The sequence below is a fragment of the Embleya sp. NPDC001921 genome, from assembly GCF_053594475.1.
Genome location: NZ_JBSFEO010000002.1, coordinates 26603 through 45133, shown reverse-complemented (window position 1 = coordinate 45133; position 18531 = coordinate 26603). Strand labels below are relative to the sequence as shown.

17 protein-coding genes are annotated in these 18531 nt (G+C 73.0%); 9 read left to right on the top strand and 8 right to left on the bottom strand.

Going from position 1 to position 18531, the window contains the following annotated elements:
- Window positions 1-133 precede the first annotated feature (133 nt).
- The 3 genes from ACWCPW_RS01910 to ACWCPW_RS01900 all read left to right on the top strand — a co-directional run bounded on the left by ACWCPW_RS01910 (window position 134) and on the right by ACWCPW_RS01900 (window position 4130).
- A complete protein-coding gene (locus tag ACWCPW_RS01910) occupies window positions 134-1195 on the top strand; it encodes an ATP-binding protein (protein ID WP_449759629.1) in 1062 nt (353 codons plus the stop codon).
- A gap of 12 nt (window positions 1196-1207) precedes the next feature.
- Window positions 1208-3097, top strand: coding sequence for a vWA domain-containing protein (locus tag ACWCPW_RS01905; RefSeq protein ID WP_449759628.1), 1890 nt, complete (start codon window positions 1208-1210; stop codon window positions 3095-3097).
- Between the two features lie 214 nt (window positions 3098-3311).
- Window positions 3312-4130, top strand: a complete 819-nt coding sequence (locus ACWCPW_RS01900; RefSeq protein WP_449759627.1) for a glutamate racemase — start codon at window positions 3312-3314, stop codon at window positions 4128-4130.
- Between the two features lie 24 nt (window positions 4131-4154).
- Here the strand turns inward: ACWCPW_RS01900 and ACWCPW_RS01895 are convergent, their stop codons facing one another.
- From ACWCPW_RS01895 to ACWCPW_RS01880, 4 genes are all read right to left on the bottom strand, one after another.
- On the bottom strand, window positions 4155-4556 hold the full coding sequence (locus tag ACWCPW_RS01895; RefSeq protein ID WP_449759626.1) for a VOC family protein: 402 nt from the start codon (window positions 4554-4556) through the stop codon (window positions 4155-4157).
- 169 nt (window positions 4557-4725) lie between these two features.
- Window positions 4726-5544, bottom strand: a complete 819-nt coding sequence (locus tag ACWCPW_RS01890) for an ABC transporter permease (protein WP_449759625.1) — start codon at window positions 5542-5544, stop codon at window positions 4726-4728.
- A complete protein-coding gene (locus ACWCPW_RS01885) occupies window positions 5541-6644 on the bottom strand; it encodes an ATP-binding cassette domain-containing protein (protein ID WP_449759624.1) in 1104 nt (367 codons plus the stop codon). Before ACWCPW_RS01885 ends, ACWCPW_RS01890 begins: the two co-directional genes overlap by 4 nt.
- Window positions 6645-7049: 405 nt before the next feature.
- Window positions 7050-7751 carry a PadR family transcriptional regulator gene (locus ACWCPW_RS01880; RefSeq protein ID WP_449759623.1) on the bottom strand — a complete coding sequence of 234 codons (702 nt, stop codon included), beginning with the start codon at window positions 7749-7751 and terminating at the stop codon, window positions 7050-7052.
- A 173-nt stretch (window positions 7752-7924) separates the two neighbouring features.
- Between ACWCPW_RS01880 and ACWCPW_RS01875 the strand changes: the two genes are divergently transcribed.
- Window positions 7925-9076, top strand: a complete 1152-nt coding sequence (locus tag ACWCPW_RS01875; protein WP_449759622.1) for a serine hydrolase domain-containing protein — start codon at window positions 7925-7927, stop codon at window positions 9074-9076.
- 140 nt (window positions 9077-9216) lie between these two features.
- Here ACWCPW_RS01875 and ACWCPW_RS01870 read toward each other — a convergent pair whose 3' ends face one another.
- Window positions 9217-10017: an NAD(P)H-binding protein gene (locus ACWCPW_RS01870; RefSeq protein ID WP_449759621.1), complete on the bottom strand. Its 801-nt coding sequence runs from the start codon at window positions 10015-10017 to the stop codon at window positions 9217-9219.
- Between the two features lie 129 nt (window positions 10018-10146).
- Entirely contained in the window at window positions 10147-10641 is a 495-nt protein-coding gene (locus ACWCPW_RS01865; RefSeq protein WP_449759620.1) for an FBP domain-containing protein, read from the bottom strand.
- Between the two features lie 111 nt (window positions 10642-10752).
- On the opposite strand from ACWCPW_RS01865, the gene ACWCPW_RS01860 reads away from it, so the two are divergent.
- The 5 genes from ACWCPW_RS01860 to ACWCPW_RS01840 all read left to right on the top strand — a co-directional run bounded on the left by ACWCPW_RS01860 (window position 10753) and on the right by ACWCPW_RS01840 (window position 16354).
- On the top strand, window positions 10753-11319 hold the full coding sequence (locus ACWCPW_RS01860; protein ID WP_449759619.1) for a TetR/AcrR family transcriptional regulator: 567 nt from the start codon (window positions 10753-10755) through the stop codon (window positions 11317-11319).
- Window positions 11320-11533: 214 nt separating this feature from the next.
- The gene (locus ACWCPW_RS01855) at window positions 11534-12061 is read left to right on the top strand and encodes a DUF1697 domain-containing protein (RefSeq protein WP_449759618.1); all 528 of its coding nucleotides are present in this window, start codon (window positions 11534-11536) and stop codon (window positions 12059-12061) included.
- 101 nt (window positions 12062-12162) lie between these two features.
- Complete coding sequence (locus ACWCPW_RS01850; RefSeq protein WP_449759617.1) at window positions 12163-12813, top strand: ArsR/SmtB family transcription factor; 651 nt, start codon at window positions 12163-12165, stop codon at window positions 12811-12813.
- Window positions 12814-13064: 251 nt separating this feature from the next.
- Window positions 13065-13814, top strand: coding sequence for an ABC transporter ATP-binding protein (locus tag ACWCPW_RS01845; protein WP_449759616.1), 750 nt, complete (start codon window positions 13065-13067; stop codon window positions 13812-13814).
- Between the two features lie 14 nt (window positions 13815-13828).
- On the top strand, window positions 13829-16354 hold the full coding sequence (locus ACWCPW_RS01840) for an ABC transporter permease (RefSeq protein ID WP_449759615.1): 2526 nt from the start codon (window positions 13829-13831) through the stop codon (window positions 16352-16354).
- Window positions 16355-16631: 277 nt separating this feature from the next.
- Here ACWCPW_RS01840 and ACWCPW_RS01835 read toward each other — a convergent pair whose 3' ends face one another.
- Window positions 16632-17222: an NAD(P)H oxidoreductase gene (locus ACWCPW_RS01835; RefSeq protein ID WP_449759614.1), complete on the bottom strand. Its 591-nt coding sequence runs from the start codon at window positions 17220-17222 to the stop codon at window positions 16632-16634.
- A gap of 48 nt (window positions 17223-17270) precedes the next feature.
- Entirely contained in the window at window positions 17271-18350 is a 1080-nt protein-coding gene (locus tag ACWCPW_RS01830; RefSeq protein WP_449759613.1) for an NADP-dependent oxidoreductase, read from the bottom strand.
- Between the last annotated feature and the right edge of the window lie 181 nt (window positions 18351-18531).

The following is an 18531-nucleotide window of genomic DNA, read 5'->3' as shown; positions in this document are numbered from 1 at the left end:
GGCAGGTGGGCGGCACCGGGGGACGGGAAAATCGGGCGACACGGTTCGGGAGGTGGGGACATCATGCGGGAGTGGTCGTCGCGCCCCTCGTGGCCGGCGGCCCGGTCGTGACTTCGGTTCCCGAAAGGTTGTCGTGCAGGCCGTACATGCGATCACCCCCGCCGCGTTGCCCGAGGTTCTGCTGCATACCGCGCTGGTGCGGCCGGTGTTCGTGTGGGGCGCGCCCGGGATCGGGAAGTCCTCGCTGGTACGGGACTTCGCCGGATCGCTCGGACTGGAATGCGTGTCGCTGCTCGGCACCCAGCTCGCTCCCGAGGACCTGATCGGCGTACCGCAGATCGTCGCCGGACGCAGCCGGTTCTGCCCGCCCGAGCAGATCGCCCGAGACGAGCCCTACTGCCTGTTCCTGGACGAACTCAACGCCGCCTCGCCGGATGTGCAGAAGGCGTTCTACTCGCTGATCCTGGACCGCCGGATCGGCTCCTACACGCTGCCGGCCGGCTCCGTGGTGATCGGCGCGGGCAACCGGGCGAGCGACAACGCGCTGGCCCGGCCGATGTCCTCGGCCCTGATCAACCGCCTGGTGCACGTACACCTGCGCGCCTCGGCCGGGGACTGGCTGGACTGGGCCGCCGCGCACGGCATCCACCCCTGGGTGCTGGACCACGTGCGGGCCCGCCCGGACCACCTGTGGAGCGCGCCGCCCAAGACCGAGGAGCCGTTCTCCACGCCGCGCGCGTGGCACATGCTCTCCGACGGGCTGTACTCGTTCGGCGCCGACGTCGTCGACGAGCACGTGCGGATGCTGGCACACGGCACGCTCACCCCCACCCACGCCGCCGCGTTCCTGGGCTACCTCAAGACCGTGCGCAACGCCTACGGCCTGGACGCCATCGTCAAGGGCGACGCCCGCTGGCCGGCCGCGCCCGCCGACCGCGACCTGCTGTTCTTCCTGGTGGAGAGCTTTCGCGCGCGCCTGGCCAAGGACCTGCCGGCGGAGCGTCGACACGTCTCGCCCGCACTGCGCGAGTTCGCCTGCCGGGCCAAGGCCCTCCTGGTCGAACTCGCCGAGATATCCCTGGAGATGGCCCAACTCGTGATCGCCGAGGACGACACCGGCGCCGCCCCGCTGCCCGCGTGGTTCCTCGTCGAGACCGCCCGCGACCTGCCGCGCCTGGTCGGCGCGCGGCGCTGACGGACCGCGCCGATGTCCGCGCGCCGCGCCCGAAACCCCGCCGCCGACCACGCCGAGCGGGTCCTGAAGGCCCGCAACGCCGGCTGGAAGCCGGCCTGCGTCCCGCCCCTGGACCACGTCGGACGTTTGATCAGGCACACCTACGCCCCGCACGGCCCGGGCGGGTTGGGCCACATCACCGACGGCGGCACCCTCGTCGTCGACCGGCACCGCTACGTGCCGCCCGCGCTCTGGCGCCGCGCGTACACCCACCTGCTGCTGCACCTGGCCCTGGGCCACCTGGACGCGCACACCCTCGCCGAGGCCGGCCTGGGCGATCCGGCCGCCGAGATCGACGTCGCGTACAACACCGCGTGCTGCGTCGCGGTACACCGCTTCGCCGCCGGCCTGGGCGTCGGCACACCACCGGACGAACTGCCCGACCTGCCCGCCGGCGACGAGCGCGAACTCACCGAGCGCTGGCGCCGCGACGGCGTCCCCGAGGCGCTGCGCCGGATCGGCGCCAACGGCACCTCGCCCTGCATGCGCCGCGAACCGCCGTCCGCCCCCACCGACCCGGCGCCCCGGGACTGGCCCGCCGTGCTGGCCCGCGGCCTCGTCGACATGGTCGCCTCCTCGCTGGACGCCGCCGCCGGCGGCGAGCGCGCCGGTCGAACCGCCCGCGCCGAAGGCCCCTGGGACCGGGCGCTGTCCTGGTTCGTCTCCTCGTATCCGCTCCTGGGCGCCCTCGCCGCCGGCCTCACGATCGTCGCCGACCTCGAACTGGTCCGCTCCTGGGACATCGCCATCGCCGCGGTCAGCCCCGAGCACGGCGAGATCTACGTCAACCCGCACGCCGGGCTGAGCGCCGAGGAATGGCGATTCGTGCTCGCCCACGAGATGTTGCATGCCGCGCTGCGCCACGACCGCCGGCGCGAGCACCGCGACGCGCACCTGTTCAATGTGGCGTGCGACTACGTGATCAACGGGTGGCTGGTGGAGATGGGCGTCGGGGTGCTGCCGGACGGGCTGCTGTACGACCCGCGGCTGGCCGGACTGTCCGCGGAATCGGTGTACGACACGCTCACCACCGACCTGCGCCGGGCCCGCAAACTGCGCACCCCCGGCTCGCGCGAGCACGGCGACGTGTTGGGCGAGTGGCTTTCCGAACCGGCCGCGGCGGCCCGGCGGTCCAGCCGCCGCGGGTCCTCGGGAGCGATGGGACCGATGCCGTGGGAGCGCGGGCCCGGCGGTTCGTTCGTCGACCTGGACGCGTTCTATCGACGCGCGCTCAGCGCCGGACTCGCCTACCACGACCCGGGCCGAGGGCTGCTGCCCGCCGGTCTGATCGAGGAGATCCGCACCCTGGAACAGCCGCCGCCCGCGTGGGACGTACGGCTGGCCCGGTGGTTCGACGAGCACGTGCGTCGGCCGGAACCGGTGCGCAGCTACGCGCGGGCGAGCCGTCGGCAGGCCTCCACGCCGGACATCCCGCGCCCCGGGCGGATCCGGCCGCAGGACGTCGACCGGTTGTGCACGTTCGGCGTGGTGCTGGACACCTCCGGATCGATGGACCCGTCGCTGCTGGGCAAGGCGCTGGGCGCGATCGCCTCCTACGCGACCGCGCGGGACGTGCCGGCCGCGCGCGTGGTCTACTGCGACGCCGCCGCCTACGACGCCGGGTACCTGCCGGTGGAGGACATCGCGCACAAGGCGCGGGTGCGCGGGCGCGGCGGCACGGTGCTGCAACCGGGGATCCGCCTGCTGGAGAGCGCCGACGACTTTCCCGCCGAGGGCCCCATCCTGGTGATCACCGACGGCCACTGCGACGTCCTGCGGATACGCCGCGAACACGCCTTTCTGACCCCGGCGGGCGCCCGCCTGCCCTTCACGCCCCGCGGCCCGGTGTTCCGGGTCCGGTGAGCTGATCGGGCCGCCCGGCGCGAGCCGGTGGGCGGCGCCCGATCATGGGATTTCGCCGCGCTCGGACCGGTCCGCCGCGCGCAGTCGGGTGCGGTCGCCGCGCCCGGCACGCGATATCGGAACCCGGGCGGCACGGGGTGGCGATGGCGGTGCACCACGCCGAGGAACGCGGCCCTTGTGGGGTGGTGGGGCGGGGGCGGCTAGGTTGGGCGGCATGCTTGTGGCGTTGATCGATTCCGGGATGGGGCTGTTGCCGACGGCGGGATGGCTGCGGCGGCTGCGGCCCGATCTCGACCTGTTGTTGTGTACGGACCCCGATCACATGCCGTGGGGCGACCGGAGTGAGGCGACGATCACCCGACGGGTGCTGGCCGCCGCGGAGCTGGCCGCCGAGCGCGGCGCGGACGGCATCGTGGTGCCGTGCAACACCGCCACCGTCACCGCGCTGGACACGCTGCGCGCGCGCTGCGAGCCGGCCGTGCCGGTGGTGGGCACCGTACCGGCGATCAAGCCCGCCGCCGCGTCCGGCGCCCCGTTCGCGGTGTGGGCCACGGTCGCGACCACGGCGAGTGCGTATCAGGCCCGGCTGATCGAGGAGTTCGCCGCGGGCCGCACCGTGGTGCGGGTGGCCTGCCCCGGCCTGGCCGAGGCGATCGACCGGGCCGACCGGCCGGCCGTCGAGGCCGCGATCGCCGACGCCGCGCGCCGCACCCCCGCGGACTGCGCGGGCGTGGTCCTGGGCTGCACGCACTATCCGCTGGTCACCGACCGGATCCTGGCCGCGCTGCCCGCCGGGGTGGGGTTGTACGACAGCGCCGAGGCGGTCGCCCGGCAGACGCTGCGCCGGCTGGGCCTGACCGAGGACCCGGACGCGGTGCCGGGCACGATCGAGGTCACCCTCAGCGGACGCCCCGGTACGCTGCCGCCGAACGCGCTGGCCTACCCGCTCGGCCGCGCGCTCGCCGAGGGCAGCCGGCCGGCGCCGGAGGGGTCGACCCCGGTCGGCCCGGCGGCGAACACGCGGTCTGCCTGAGCCGACCGGGTCCGACCTCGCGCCCTACACGTTCCAGGTCCGGGTGCTGAGCACCAGGTGGTAGCCGTCGGGGTCGACGACGGTGACGCCGTACTTGTCCCAGTAGGGATTGTGCGCGGCGGTCCGGGTGCCTCCGGCGGCGACGAGGCGGTCGATCAGGGCGGGGTCGATCGGCTCGCCCAGGTAGAGCACGAACAGGTCCTCGGCCGTGGGTGTGGGCGGCAGCGGGTTCTCCGGGTCGATGGTGAGCTCGAAGTGCCAGCCGCCGCCCGGGAGACCGACCATGACCAGGTCCCATTCGCCGGAGACGCGTTCGGTGGTGCGCCACAGGACTTCCAGACCCAGGCCCTCGACGTAGAACCGCTCGGCGGCCGCCAGGTCGCGCGAGGGACGGGCGATTCGTACGTGTGTGTCGGTGTTGATCATGCCGGTGAGGTTAGCGGGCGGGGACCCGCCCTCGGACAGGGTGTGCCGACCCCGGCTCGGTCGTCCGCCTGCCGTCCCCCGGTCGTTCGTCGCTCGTCCGTCGACCGGGCGGGACGCGCGATTCGGGCGAGCCGAGCCGGGTGCGACACCCGCGTGCCGCGCCGCCGCGCTAGACCGAGTTCCGATACCCGCGGAACGCGCGTGCCGACAACCAGACCGCGAAGGCCGCCAGCGCGATCAGGGCCGCGCCGCGCTCGGCGACCAGGGCCCAGTCGGGGTCCGCGCGCATCGCCGACCGGGCCGCCTCCAGCGCCCAGTCCAGCGGATTGAACCGGGCGACCTCGCGCATCCAGCCCGGCATCCGGGACGCGGGCATGAACGCCGAGGACAGGAACGTCAACGGCAACAGCAGGAACGTGTTCAGCGCGATCACCGTCTCGCGTTGCCGGGCGACCATGCCCAGCGCGTTGGAGAAGGCGCCGAAGACCGTGCCCAGCACCGAGGACACCACGATCAGCACCAGGATCCCGGTGAGCCCACCCGGATAGTGCGCGCCGGCGAGCCGACCGAGGCCGATCATCACCAGCGACTGGAACGCGGTCGAACAGCCCTGCGCCACGATGTTCGCGTTGATCAGCGCGCCGCGCCGGAGCGGGGTGACCAGGAAGCGGTCGAGCGTGCCCCGCTCGATCTCCTCCAGCATGCCCATGCCGGCCCACATGTTGGCCGAGACCGCGTTCATCACCACCACGCCCGGGACGAGGTAGTCGAGGTAGGACCCGGTGCCGAAGCCGGGCAGGTCGACGATGTCGCGGAAGAGTTGGCCGAAGAGGAACAGCCAGATCACCGGCTGGATCAAGGTGATGACCAGATAGGCCGGTTGGCGGGCGAAGACCCGGAACCGGCGGTCGGTCATGTACCAGGTGTGGGCGATCGCCTCGCGCGGGCCGAGGACGCGTTCGGGGCGCGGTGCGGTGGTCGTCGTCATCGCGCTTCTCCCTCGATGTCCGCGGTGTCGCCGGGGGCGGCAGCGGTGGTGCGGGGGGTGCCGGCGCCGGTCGCGCCGAAGCGGCGGCCGGCGTGGCGCAGGTAGACGTCGTCGAGCGAGGGACGGGCCACGGTGACCGCCCCGACCCGGGCGCCGGCCCGGTCCAGCGCGGCCAACACCTCGGGTACGGCGGCGGCCCCGTCGTCCGCGCGGGCGTGCACCACGCGGTCGTCGACGGTGATCTCCCGGACGCCCGGCACGCGGCCCAACGCGTCCCACACCGCGGGCCCGGCCGGATCGAGCAGGTCCACGTGCACCGCGTCGCCGCGCAGTTCGGACTTGAGCCGTTCGGGCGTGCCCTCGGCGACCATCCGGCCGCGGTCGACGATGGCCAGCCGCGCGGCCAGCCGATCGGCCTCGTCGAGGTAGTGCGTGGTGAGCAGGATGCTCAGGCCCTCCCCGGCCAGCCCGCCGATCTCGTCCCACATGTCGGCGCGGGCCTCGGGGTCGAGTCCGGTGGTGGGCTCGTCCAGGAAGAGCACCTCGGGGTGGTGCACCAGGCCCAGCGCGACGTCCAGCCGGCGCAACATGCCGCCCGAGTAGGTGCGGACCGGGCGACGCGCGGCCTCGGTCAGGCCGAAGCGGTCGAGCAGGTGGTCGGCGCGCCGGCCGGGGTCGCGACCGCGCAGGCCGAACAGGCGCCCGGTCAGGATCAGGTTCTCCCGGCCGGTGGCGGCCGGGTCGGCGCCGGAGCGCTGGGCGACCACGCCGATGGCCCGGCGGACCCGGGCCGGATCGCGGACCACGTCGTGTCCGGCCACCCGGGCCGAGCCGGAGTCGGCGGTCGCCAGCGTGGTGAGGATCTTGACGGTGGTGGACTTGCCCGCGCCGTTGGGCCCGAGCAGGCCGAAGACGGTGCCGGGAGCGACGCTCAGGCTCAGTCCGGCCAGTGCCGGCACGCCCTCGGGGCGGCCCTTGAGCGGATAGGTCTTGACGAGGTCGTGCGCCTCGATCGCGGGCGCGCCGGTGCCGGCGACGCCGGTGTGGCCGGGCGCGCGACCGCCGTGGACGGTTGCCGCCGTCCGCGCGGTGTGCTCCATGACGGAGTGGATCCCTCCGGTCGACATTCGGTGCGGCGGAGCCGGATGGCTCGCCGACCTGCGACAAGAGGACCGGGGATACGATGAGTTCGGTGTGCCTCGTACGTGCCGGTCCCTGTTGCCGCAGGGTTTCGGTTCGAGGTTCCCGGCCCCCGGCAGCGGTGTTCGAGCACCGTCCGGGGGCCTCTTCTTCGGTTGTTTCGGTATCGGATGTGCCGGTATCGCCGGCCGCGGAACCGCCGGCCCCGGTATCGCCGGCCTCGGATCGGCGCTCTCGGTATCCGTTGTCGGTTTCGGTTCTCGGTTTCGGTTCTCGGGGTGGCTCTCTCAGGTTGGTCGGGTCGGATGCGCCGGCTTCGGCTCCGGTTGCTTCGGGGCCGGTCGTCGCGGTCCGACGTGCCGGGACTACCGGGTGGGGTCGTCGTCGACGGCGGACTCCCGGTGGTCCTCGGCGTGTTCGGCGGATGTGTGCTCCGGACCCGCTTCGTCCAGCCCGACCCAGCCGGCCGGGGTCTCGCCGGTGGCGTGGAATCGGCGCCACTCGGCCACGCCGGACAACGAGCCGTCCGCGATCGCGGCGAGCAGGCCGCGCACCCACCGGCCCTCCGCCTCGGCCATGGCCAGTTCGTACTCGTTCTCGACCAGGAACACCGCCGGCAGGTAGCTCGCGAGCTTGTCCACCTCGGCGCGACCGTGCGCGATATGTGCGTCGATGGCCTCGACGCGGCGCCGGAGCAGGTCGGTCACCTGGTCGGGAGGGAGCACGCCCATCAGGGACAGCGCGCCCTCGAAGCGCGGGAACTCGTGCACCCGGACGGAGAGCAGTTCGCCGAGCCAATCGCGCATCTCGGCGTCGCCGGCCTCGGTCAGCGCGTAGGTGGTGCGCTCGGGCCGGCGGCCCTCGCGTTCGACCCCGGTGGCGGCGATCAGGCCGTGCTTCTCCAGATTGCGGACCACGGTGTACAACGATCCGTAATTGATCTTGATGCTGTTTTCCTTGCCCCGGCTGCGCAACACCTGGGCGATCTCGTACGGGTGGCGCGGCTGCTCGGCGACCATCACCAGCACGGCGAGTGCCAGCGTGCTGTCGATCTTGCGCCGTGCCATGGACCCCTCCGGGTACTCGATTACTCGTCAACGAATATATGACTGCGAGTAGTAGGTGTCCAGGGCTGCCACACGGTTGGCGACGACGGACTCGCGGGTCCCGGGATCGCCGGAATTTCCGTGTCGTTCCCCGAGGTTGGCGTTCGGTGAAGGTTCAAGATCGAGGGGGGAACATGTCGAGCGGAATCGTGGTGTCGGGGAGCGTCGCGGCGGGGTTCGAGGAGGTCCGGGCGGAGTTCGCCGCCGCCCTGGCCGAGCTGCCGGACGAGCCGGGGGCCCAGCTCGCGGTGTACCGGGAGGGGCGTCGCGTGGTCGACCTGTGGACGGGGGACCAGGTCGCCGGGGACACGCTGACCCCGGTCTACTCGGCGACCAAGGGCGCCGCGCACCTGGTGGTGGCGCTGCTCGTGCAGGACGGCGCGCTGGACCCGGACCGCACCGTCGCGCACTACTGGCCGGAGTTCGCCGCGCACGGCAAGGGCGAACTCACCCTGCGCGAGCTGCTCGCGCACCGCTCCGGCGCGATCGGCGTGGACGGCGGCCTCACCCTCGCGGAACTGGCCGACGACCGGCTTTCGGCGGAACGACTGGCCGCACAACGGCCGTTCTGGAAGCCGGGCACGGCGTACGGCTACCACGCCTTCGTGATCGGCGCGCTCACCGGCGAGGTGGTGCGGCGGGCCACGGGGCGCTCGATCCAGGAGGTCTACGAGGAGCGTGTGCGGGCGCCCTACGACCTGGACATGTACCTCGGCCTGCCCGCCGAGGCGGAGGCCCGCACGCTCGACATGTTGCCGATGGCGCCCACTCCCGCGCAGCGGGCACGGATGAGCGCCGACGCGCCCGACCGGTTCGGCCGCACCGGCGTCGCCTTCAACCTGAACGCCGAACCACCCACCGACCTGGTCGAGTTCGCCAATTCCCGCGAGGTACGGGCGCTGGGTCCGGCCTCCTCGGGCGGCGTCGGCAACGCGCGGGGCCTGGCCGGGATGTACGCGGCCGCGATCGCCGACCTGGACGGCCGGCCCGCGCTGCTCGAGCCGAAGACGATCACCGAGTTCGCGCGCGTGCACTGGGGCGGCACCGACCTGGTCACCGGCGAGCACGACCACTTCGCGCTCGGCTTCGAGGCGCTGGGGGTGCGGTACCCGTTCCTGGGCGCCGACGCGTTCGGACACAGTGGCGCGGCCGGCTCCCTGGCCTTCGCCGCCCCGCGCTCGGGCATCGCGTACGGCTACGCCCGCCGGCGCTTCGCCTACCCGGGCGGCGCGGCCCCGGAAAACACCCGCCTCATGCGGGCGGTGATCCGAGCGGCGAACGCCTGAGCGGACCCGTCGGGCCGGGCCGCGGGGATGGGTGCGGTCGACGAGTGATCGCGAACGGCGAGGTGTGGTCGGCCCGAGTCGCCCCGACTCGGGCCGACCACACGTGGTGTGGCGCCTGCCGCGCGGTTCGGGGTGTTCGGTCAGGTGAAGGCGGGGGCGTGGTCGCGGGCCCAGGATTCGAAGGTGCGGGGTGGGGTTTGGGTGAGGGCCTCGATCGTGGTGGTGACCAGTGCGGGCTCCGGGGGTGTGTCGGCGCCGGCGAGGAGGGCGTCGACCAGCGTGGGTGGGCGCCCGTCGGCGAGCATCCGGGCCCTTGCGGCGGCTGTCGGGACCGGCTCGAAGCGTAGGTCGCGGCCGAGCACCCGCGGGCCGGTCAGGACGTACGCGGCGCCCGCGTGGCCGGGCTCGGTCGGGACGCGGACCGCGCAGGCGGCGACGTCGCGCTCGTCGACGATCGGCTTGGCGGGCAGGTCGGGGCCGCGGACGACGCCGGTGGAACGGATCCGGCCGGCCCAGCCCAGCGCGTTGCTCGCGAGCGTGTCGGCCCGCAGGAACGTGCGTTCGACGCCGGATCCGGTGACCGCCCGCTCCATCCCGGCGTGCAGCGCGCCGATCGGATCGGCCTGCCGGTCGACGTCGTCGCGCACCCGCGAGGAGGAGAGGTAGACGACACGATCGGTGTGCGCCCGCACCGCGTCCAGGACGCCGGGCGCTGCCTCGGCGGTGAGGAAGGGCCAGACCGGGAACACCGCGTCGACCCCGGTCAGCGCCGGCCCGAGGGTGTCCGGCTCGGCCAGGTCACCGCGCACCGCCTCGACGTCGGCAGGCAGGCCGGCCGCCTCGGGCCGGCGTGCCAGGGCGCGTACCCCGACCCCTGCGGCGAGCAGTTGATCGACCACCCGCCGGCCGACGTTTCCGGTCGCCCCGGTCACCAGAATCATGTGCCATCCCTCGCGGCTCGCGGGTGGCGGTTCCACCCCCCCGTCGCGACGATCCTGCAACCTCCACCGCACTTGAGGTCAAGGCGACCGGGGCCGGTCCGAGCCGGCGGGGGGGGGCCTGCCGTCCGGCTACTCGATGATCTTGTCCAGGAAGGCGAACAGGTTGCCTCGGGTGCGCTCGACCTGTTCGTCCACGGTCAGCGACTCCTCGAAACGACCCCCGGGGGCCGGTGCCTTGAGGCCGCGCACGTACAGCGAGCACGCGAGGTCGGTGCAGATGTACACGCCGACCGAGTTGCCGTCCCGGCCGGCCCGACCGGTCTTGCGCGCCGTCATCAGCGAGACGCCGCCGCCCGGGTGCGTGGTCAGGCACAACGAGCACATGCTGCGGTGCAGGTAGCCTCGGCGCTGGGCGGGGAAGCGCAGGGTCACGCCGACCGGCGCACCCTGGTATTCGGTCACCAGGTAGGTGCGATCGGGTGCCCCCGGATCGCCCCAACCCAGGAAATCCAGCTCGGCCCAGGGGCGTTCGGCCAGGTCACGGGGTACGGGCAGGCGCTGGGCCTCGCCCTTGGAACAATTGACGAACGACGTACGGATTGCCTGCTCGGTCAGTGGGTTCATACGGCGGAAACTAACAGCGCCTAGGTATCCTAGGCAAATACCTAGAGGCTCTAGGAAGCTCTGGGAAGCACCGAGGGCGCGACGACCGGCGCCTCGACGGAGGAGTGGCGCGTGGCTCGAGCGGGACTGACGGCGGAACGGGTGACCCGCGCGGCGGCGGATCTGGCGGACGAGGTGGGGTTCGAGAACATCACCCTGACCGCGCTGGCCCGAGGCTTCGGGGTCAAGGACGCGAGCCTGTACTCGCACGTCAAGAACATCCAGGAACTGCGCCTGGGGATCGCGATGCTGGCCGCCGACGAGTTGGCCGATCGCATCGGATCGGCGGTGGCGGGCCGGGCGGGCAAGGACGCGCTGATCGCCTTCGCCCGGGCGTACCGTGAGTTCGCCCTGGCGCGTCCCGGGCGCTACGCGGCCACCCAGGCGCGGATCGATCCGGCCCTGTTGGCCACCTCCGACGGCTACCGGCGCAATGTCGAGAGCACCTACGCGATGTTGCGCGCGTACGGCCTGGAGGAGCCGGATCTGACCGACGCGGGACGGTTGTTGCGCAGTGTCTTCCACGGCTTCGCGGTGCTGGAGGGCAACGGCGGGTTCGGCCATGTGCGCCGCCCGAGCGAATCCTTCGACCGGGCGGTGGAGGCGCTGCACGTGGCGTTGGAGAACTGGCCCGCGTGAGTCGGTCGGGCCGATCGCGGTTCGGTTCGGCGCCGGGTTCCGGCCGGTTCGGGTGCCGGTCGGGTCGGCTCCGGCTTGGTTCTCGTGGGGTCCCGTTCGGGTCCGGTCCGGTGTGCCTCGGCCCGGTGCGGTGTCCGCGGCGGTGTTCGGTTCGATCATGGTGCGTCGGGACCGGCGTCGGAGCGGGTGGTCCCCAGGGCGAAGGAGGCGCGTGGTGACGAAATATGTGGCGCTGTTGCGGGGCGTGAATGTGGGCGGACACCGCCGGGTTCCGATGGCGGACCTGCGTCGCACGCTGGCCGAGTCGGGATACACCGGGGTCAGGACGCTGCTGCAGAGCGGGAACGTGGTCTTCGAGGCCGCGGAACAGCCGACCGCCGATCTGGTCGCGGTGATCGAGGCACGGTTGGCTGCCGAGTTCGGGTTCGCGGTGGACGTGATGGTGCGCAGCGGCGCGGAGCTGCGGGCGATGGTCGCCGCCAACCCGCTGGAGGTGCGCGAGCCGGCGAAGTTCGCGGTGGCGTTCCTGAGCCCGGCGGCAGACCCGAGTGTGCTCGCCGGGATCGACCCGGACGACTACGCCCCGGACGAACTTCGGGTGGGCGAACGCGAGTTGTACATGTACTTCCCGGACGGGCTGGGCAAGGCCCGGCTGACGCCGATCGTGGCCCGCAAGCTCCGCGACACGGCCACCGTGCGCAACTGGAACACGGTGACCAAGCTGCTCGCGATGATGGAGTGACGGACGGCCGTACGGTCGGCTGACGCCGGGCCCGGCGGCCGGCCGCCACCGGCCGGCAAAACCATTGCACAATTTCCTGTGCACAGATTATTGTGCATGGGGTGACCAGGTCGCCGGAACGCCGAGACATCAGCGAACTCGAAGCGCTGAAGGCCCTGGCGCACCCCCGGCGGCAACGGATCCTTCGGGAACTGGAGGCGGGTGGGCCCGCGACGTCCGCGTCGCTGGCCCGCGCGCTGACATTGAACACCGGCGCGACCAGCTACCACCTCCGGGAGCTGGCCCGACACGGGTTCGTCGAGGACTTCGTGGACCCCGACGCGCACGGGCGCGAACGGTGGTGGCGCGCCGTACGGCGGGATCTGCGGTTCCCGCCGCGCAGCGAGCAGAGCGAGGAGGTCCGGCCGGTCGTCGACGAGCTGAACCGGCTGGCCTTCGCGGCCGACCTGGAGGAGTACCGCGACGCGCAGAACGCGCCCGAGGCCGAGGGGGGAATGGACGTGCCGTACTCGCGCGGGACCATTCACGTCACCCCGGCCGAACTGACCGAGTTCTTCGAGGAGTACATCGCCCTCCTCAACCGGTACAAGCGCACCGGCCCACTGCCCGCCGAGGCGCGCGCGCTGCAGACCCGCTTCCTCGCGTTCCCGACCCCGCCCGGGCTGCGGGACAAGGGTGAGTCCGGGACGGCCGAACCGGAGGCGGCCGAACCGGGGACGGGGACGCCGGAGCCGGGGGCGACCGAGCCTTGAGCGGCGGCCCGGCCGCGCGCGCCCGCGCCTGAGCGGCCCGAACCCGGGACAGAGCCACGGATTCACGGATTTACGGAGCCCCAGAGCACAGAGCCACAGAGCCACAGATTCGCGGAGCCACGGAACGACCGGGCTCCCGATGCGCCGTGTGCCGGCGCACGCGTCGGTGACTCCGGAATCGGCCGGCCCGGCGCGCACCGCATCCGACCGGATACGCACCCCACCAGAACAGACAAGGGCGGCACCGCACCATGAGTTCGCACGACCAGATATCCGACGCCGTGTCGCTGACCGGAGTCGGACGCATCCACGGCAAGGGCACCGCCGCCGTCGCCGCCCTGCGTGACGTCACCGTCGGCATCCGGCGCGGCAGCTTCACCGCCGTCATGGGGCCGTCCGGCTCCGGCAAGAGCACGTTCCTGCAGTGCGCGGCCGGCCTGGACCGACCGACCAGCGGCACCGTGCGGCTCGGCGACACCGACCTGTCCGGGCTCTCCGAGACCGGTCTGACCGAACTGCGGCGCGAGCGGATCGGCTTCGTCTTCCAGGCGTTCAACCTGATGCCCTCGCTCACCGTGCTGGAGAACATCACGCTGCCGCTGCGCCTGGCCGGTCGCAAGCCGGACCGGGCCTGGCTGGCGGAGATCGTCCAGCGGGTGGGCCTGACCGGGCGTACCGAGCACCGGCCCGCCGAGTTGTCCGGCGGCCAGCAGCAACGCGTCGCGATCGCCCGAGCGTTGGTCACCCGACCCGAGGTGGTCTTCGCCGACGAACCCACCGGCGCGCTGGACACGGTCACCGCCAAGGAGGTGCTCGCGCTGTTGCGCGACACCGTCGACGCGATGGGCCAGACCGTGGTGATGGTCACCCACGACCCGGTCGCCGCGTCCTACGCCGACGAGGTGCTCTTCCTCGCCGACGGCCGGATCACCGACACGCTCACCGGAGCCGGCGCGGATCGCATCGCCGACCGGATGACCCACCTGGGCGCGTGGGCCTGATGTTCTTCCTAGCCATGCGTACCCTGCGCGCCCGCAAGGGCGGCTTCATCGGCGCGTTCGTCGCGCTGGTGTGCGCGGCCGCACTGGTCACGGCCTGCGGCGCGCTGCTGGAGACCGGCCTGCGCGGCGACATCCGGATCGAGCGCTACGCCGGTACGGACACCGTGGTCACCGCCGACCAGAACCTGCACTGGACCAAGCACAAGAAGGGCAAGACCAAGGTCAAGTCGAAGCCGCTGACCGAGCGGGCCTGGCTGGACGCGGCCGCCGTGGACAAGCTGCGCGCGGTACCCGGCCTCGAGGCCGTGGTCCCGGAACTGACCTTCTCGGCCCACGTGCTCACCGCCGGCGGCCGGGCCCTGGACACCGCCGACAACGCGTGGGGCCACGCGTGGGAGTCGGCCCGGCTGACCCCGTTCACGCTACGCGCGGGTCGGGCGCCGACGGCGGCCGGCGAGATCGTGCTGGACGCGGATCTCGCCCGCCGGGCCTCGGTCGAGATCGGCGGTACGGTCACCGTGCAGGCCGGCGCGGCCCCGGGGGCCTTCCGGGTGGTGGGCATCGCGGCGCCGCCCGGGCGGGACGCGCTGGCCCGGCAGGCCACCGTGTTCTTCGCCGACGCGGACGCCCGGCGACTGGCCGGGCATCCCGGACAGGTCGCCTCGGTGGGCCTGTTCACCGCGCCCGGCGCGAACCCGGGCACCGTGCGCGCGGCGGTGCGGGACGCGCTGGCGGGCACCGGCGCGCAGGTGCGGACCGGTACCGATCGCGGACCGGCCGAGTTCCCGGCTGCGGCCAAGGCCCGGGTGACCCTGGTCAGCCTGGGCGGCGCGCTCGGCGGTACCTCGCTGCTGGTGGCGATCCTGGTCGTGGTGGGCACGTTCGCGCTCTCCATCCAGCAACGCAGGCGCGAGATCGCGCTGTTGCGGGCGATCGGCGCGACGCCCCGGCAGATCCGCCGGATGGTGGGCCGCGAGGCGCTCGTGGTGGGCCTGATCGCGGGCGCGCTCGGCGCGTTCGCCGGGTTGGGGCTGGCGCGTTGGCTGCACGGGCGGTTCGTCGCGTTCGGCGCGCTGCCGGACACGCTGGAACTGAGGCTGAGCCCGATCCCGCTGATCGGCGCGGTACTGCTGACGCTGCTCGCGGCCTGGACGGCGGCGCGCGTGTCGGTGCGCCGGGCCTCGCGGGTACGACCGACCGAGGCGTTGGCGGACGCGGCGATCGAACGACCGCGGTTGGGCGTCGCGCGCACGATCGGCGGTGTGGTCGCGGCGCTCGGGTACGTCGTACTCCTGCTGGTGTTGCGGACGTTGGACACCGAACCCAAGTCCACGCCGGTCACCTTCCTGACGGTGATCCTCGCCGCCGTCGCGATCGCGCTGCTCGGTCCGCTGCTCGCTCGCGCGGGCGTGGCCGTTCTGGGGCTGGTGGTCGGGCGCCTGTCGCCGATCAGCGGCTTCCTGGCGGCGCGGAACGCGCGGGCCGCCGCGGAACGGGTGGCCGCCGTGGTCACGCCGCTGAGCCTGGCGGTGGCGATGGCGTCGACGATCCTGTTCACCCAGACCACGGCGAGCCATGCCGCGGGGGAGCAGGCGAAGGCGGGCACATCGGCCTCGTACACGCTGGTCGCGGGCCCCGGAGTGCCGGCAGCGGCGGCCGACGCGGCGCGGGCGGTGCCCGGGGTCGAGGTGGTGACCGAGGTGCTGCACTCGCTCGTCCGGGCCGGGCAGGACAAGTTCCCGGCCCAGGGCGTGACGCCACGCGGGGTGGAGCGCGCGCTCGACCTGAAGACGCGCTCCGGTTCGCTCGCGGCCCTGTCCGACACCACGGTCGCGGTCAGCGAACTCGCCGCCAAGACCAAGGGGGTCGGGGTCGGCGACGATCTGCGGATCACCATGGGCGACGGGGTGCAGGTCACCCTGAAGGTGATCGCGGTGTACGAACGCGGCCTGGGCTTCGGCGATCTGACCCTGCCTCATGCGGTGATGGCGGCGCACGTGGACCGGCCGGCGGCGGAGGCGGTGCTGATCTCCGGTACCACCGCGGTGTCGCGGGCGCCGTTGCAGGCGGCGATGGGCGAGTTCCCCGGGGTCCGGGTGCTGGATCGGGGCGAGGTCGAACAGGCGCGCCGGGATCAGGCCGGCACCCAGGCCCAGGTCAACTATGTCGCGATGGGGCTGATCATCGCGTTCACCGGGATCGCGGTGGTCAACACGCTGGTGATGGCGACTTCGGCGCGGCGGCGGGAGTTCGCGCTGCTGCAACTGGTGGGGACGACTCGTCGGCAGGTGTTGCGGATGCTGCGCTGGGAGACCGGGGCGGTGGTGCTGTTGGCGGCCGTGCTGGGGTCGGCGGTCGCGTACGCGACGTTGACGGCTTACAGCGTCGGGATGACCGGGAGTGCGTCTCCCTATGCGCCGCCGGTGACTTATGCGGCGGTGTTGGTGGCTGCGGGTGGGCTGGCGTTCGTGGCCACGGTTGTGCCGGGACGCGTAGCGTTGCGGGGGAATCCTGCGGACACGATGGGGTTGCGGGACTGAGGTGGCCTCAAGCGCCGGCCGGGCTGGGTGTGCTCATGCGCCGCACGGGCTGGGTGGCCTCAAGCGCCGGCCGGGCTATTTGGCCTCAAGCGCCGGCCGGGCTGGGTGTGCTCATGCGCCGCACGGGCTGGGTGGCCTCGCGCCGGCCCGGCTGGGTGGACTCAGGTGTGGGTTGGCTGGGTGGCCTTGGGGGTTGGGTTGGTTGGTGGGGTTGGGGGTGGGGACGGTTGAGCGCCGGTCGGGGTTTGGGGGCCGGCCGGCGCTTTTTGGGTGGGGGTCAGGGGGTGAAGGTGGTGAGGACTTGTTCGGCTTCGGTGAGGAGGGTGGTGTCGTGGGCGCCGGTGGCCACCGTGTCGTAGAAGAGGTGGACTCGGGCGTTTTCGATGCCGCTGAAGTTGGTGATGCCTATTCGGAGGCGGCGGTCGAGGAGGTCGTCCCAGCCGCCCTTGGTGAAGTGTTCGTGGGAGTAGCCGGCCAGGCCGAGCCACAACATTCGCTTACCGGCCAGGCGCGGGCGGCTGCGCCCGTAGGCGAAGCCGTAGTTCCATACCCGGTCGATCCAGCCCTGGAGCAGGGCGGGCAGACCGAACCACCACACGGGGAAGACCACGACGATCGTGTCCGCGGCCTCGATCCGGGCCATCTGCGCGCGTACTTCCGGGCTGTAGCGCTTGTCCCGGTCGGCCCAGTCGGGTTCGTCCTCGACGGTCATCCGCGGGTCGAAGCCCTCGGCGTGCAGGTCGAGTACGTCCACGGTGTGGCCGTCGGCCAGCAGCCGGTCCCGGACCCGCGCGGCGACCCGTGCGGTCAGCGAGTCGGCCCGGGGGTGGGCGAGGACGACGAGGGCGTGCGGCGCGTCGGTGGTCATGTCGGGGCCTTCCTCGGTGGTGGTACCGGTCGGAGCGGTGGGGGTGGGTCAGTCGGCCAGGCGGACGAGCATCTTGCCGGTGTTGGCGCCGCCGAGTACGCCGAGGAAGGCGGCGGGGGCCTGCTCGATGCCCTCGAACACGGTCTCCTCGGTGCGCAGCGAACCGTCGGTCAGCCATCCGATCGCGCGTTCGGTGAACTCGGGGAACAGCGCGAAGTGGTCGGTCACCAACAGGCCGCGCAGGTTCAGCCGCTTGGTGTACGCCTGGAAGAGGTTGCTCGGGCCGGGCACCGGCTCGGTGGCGTTGTAGCCGCTGATCGCGCCGATCAGCGCGAACCGGGCGCCGACCTTGGCGTTCGCGATGGCCGCCGCCAGGTGGTCGCCGCCGACGTGGTCGAGGTAGACGTCGATGCCCTCGGGCGCGGCCTGGGCGAGCTGGTCGCCGATCGCGCCGGCCCGGTAGTCGAGCGCGACGTCGTAGCCGAAGTCGGTACGCAGCCGCTCGGCCTTGGCCGGGCCGCCGGCCGAGCCGATCACCTTGGCCGCGCCCAGCTTGCGGGCGATCTGGCCGGCCACGCTGCCGACCGCGCCCGCCGCGCCGGAGACGAACACCGTGTCGCCCTCGCGGACCGGGGACACCTCGGTCAGGGCCGCGTACGCGGTCAGGCCGGTGGTGCCCAGTGCGCCCAGGTACGCCTGGGCGGGGACGGCGGAGGTATCCAGGACCACGGCGGTGGCCGCGTCCACGACCGCGTACTCGCGCCAGCCGGCGAAGTGCGACACCGTCGCGCCGACCGGGATCGCGTCGGCACGGGAGGCGATCACCTCGCCGACCGCGCTGCCGTCCAGGACCGCGCCGAGCTCGAACGGCGGCATGTACGACTCGACGTCGTCCATCCGACCGCGCATGTAGGGGTCGACCGACATCCAGGTGTTGCGGATCAGGAGCTGGCCCTCGGCCGGCGCCGGGATCGCGGTGGTGACCAGCTCGAAGTCGGCGGCGGTGGGGGTGCCCACCGGGCGGGCCGCAAGGCGGATCTCGCGGCCGGTGGCGACGAGGCTGTCGGCGGTGGCGGTGGCGGTGGCGGTGGCGGTGTTGGTGTTGTTGGCGTTGGCGTTGGCGGACATGGTGGGGCTCCCTGTTTCGGTGATTCCCGGGCCGCGGTGTGTGCTGCTCGGGGGGTCTTGTCCGGGCCGTCCCGAACTCGATGACACGACTGTGCCGCCGGCCGCGCACGGAATCCTGGGGGTCCACGCACGGGCGCCGACGGGCTACCGTCAGAGGCCGGTTGACCTGCGCTAACGTGGC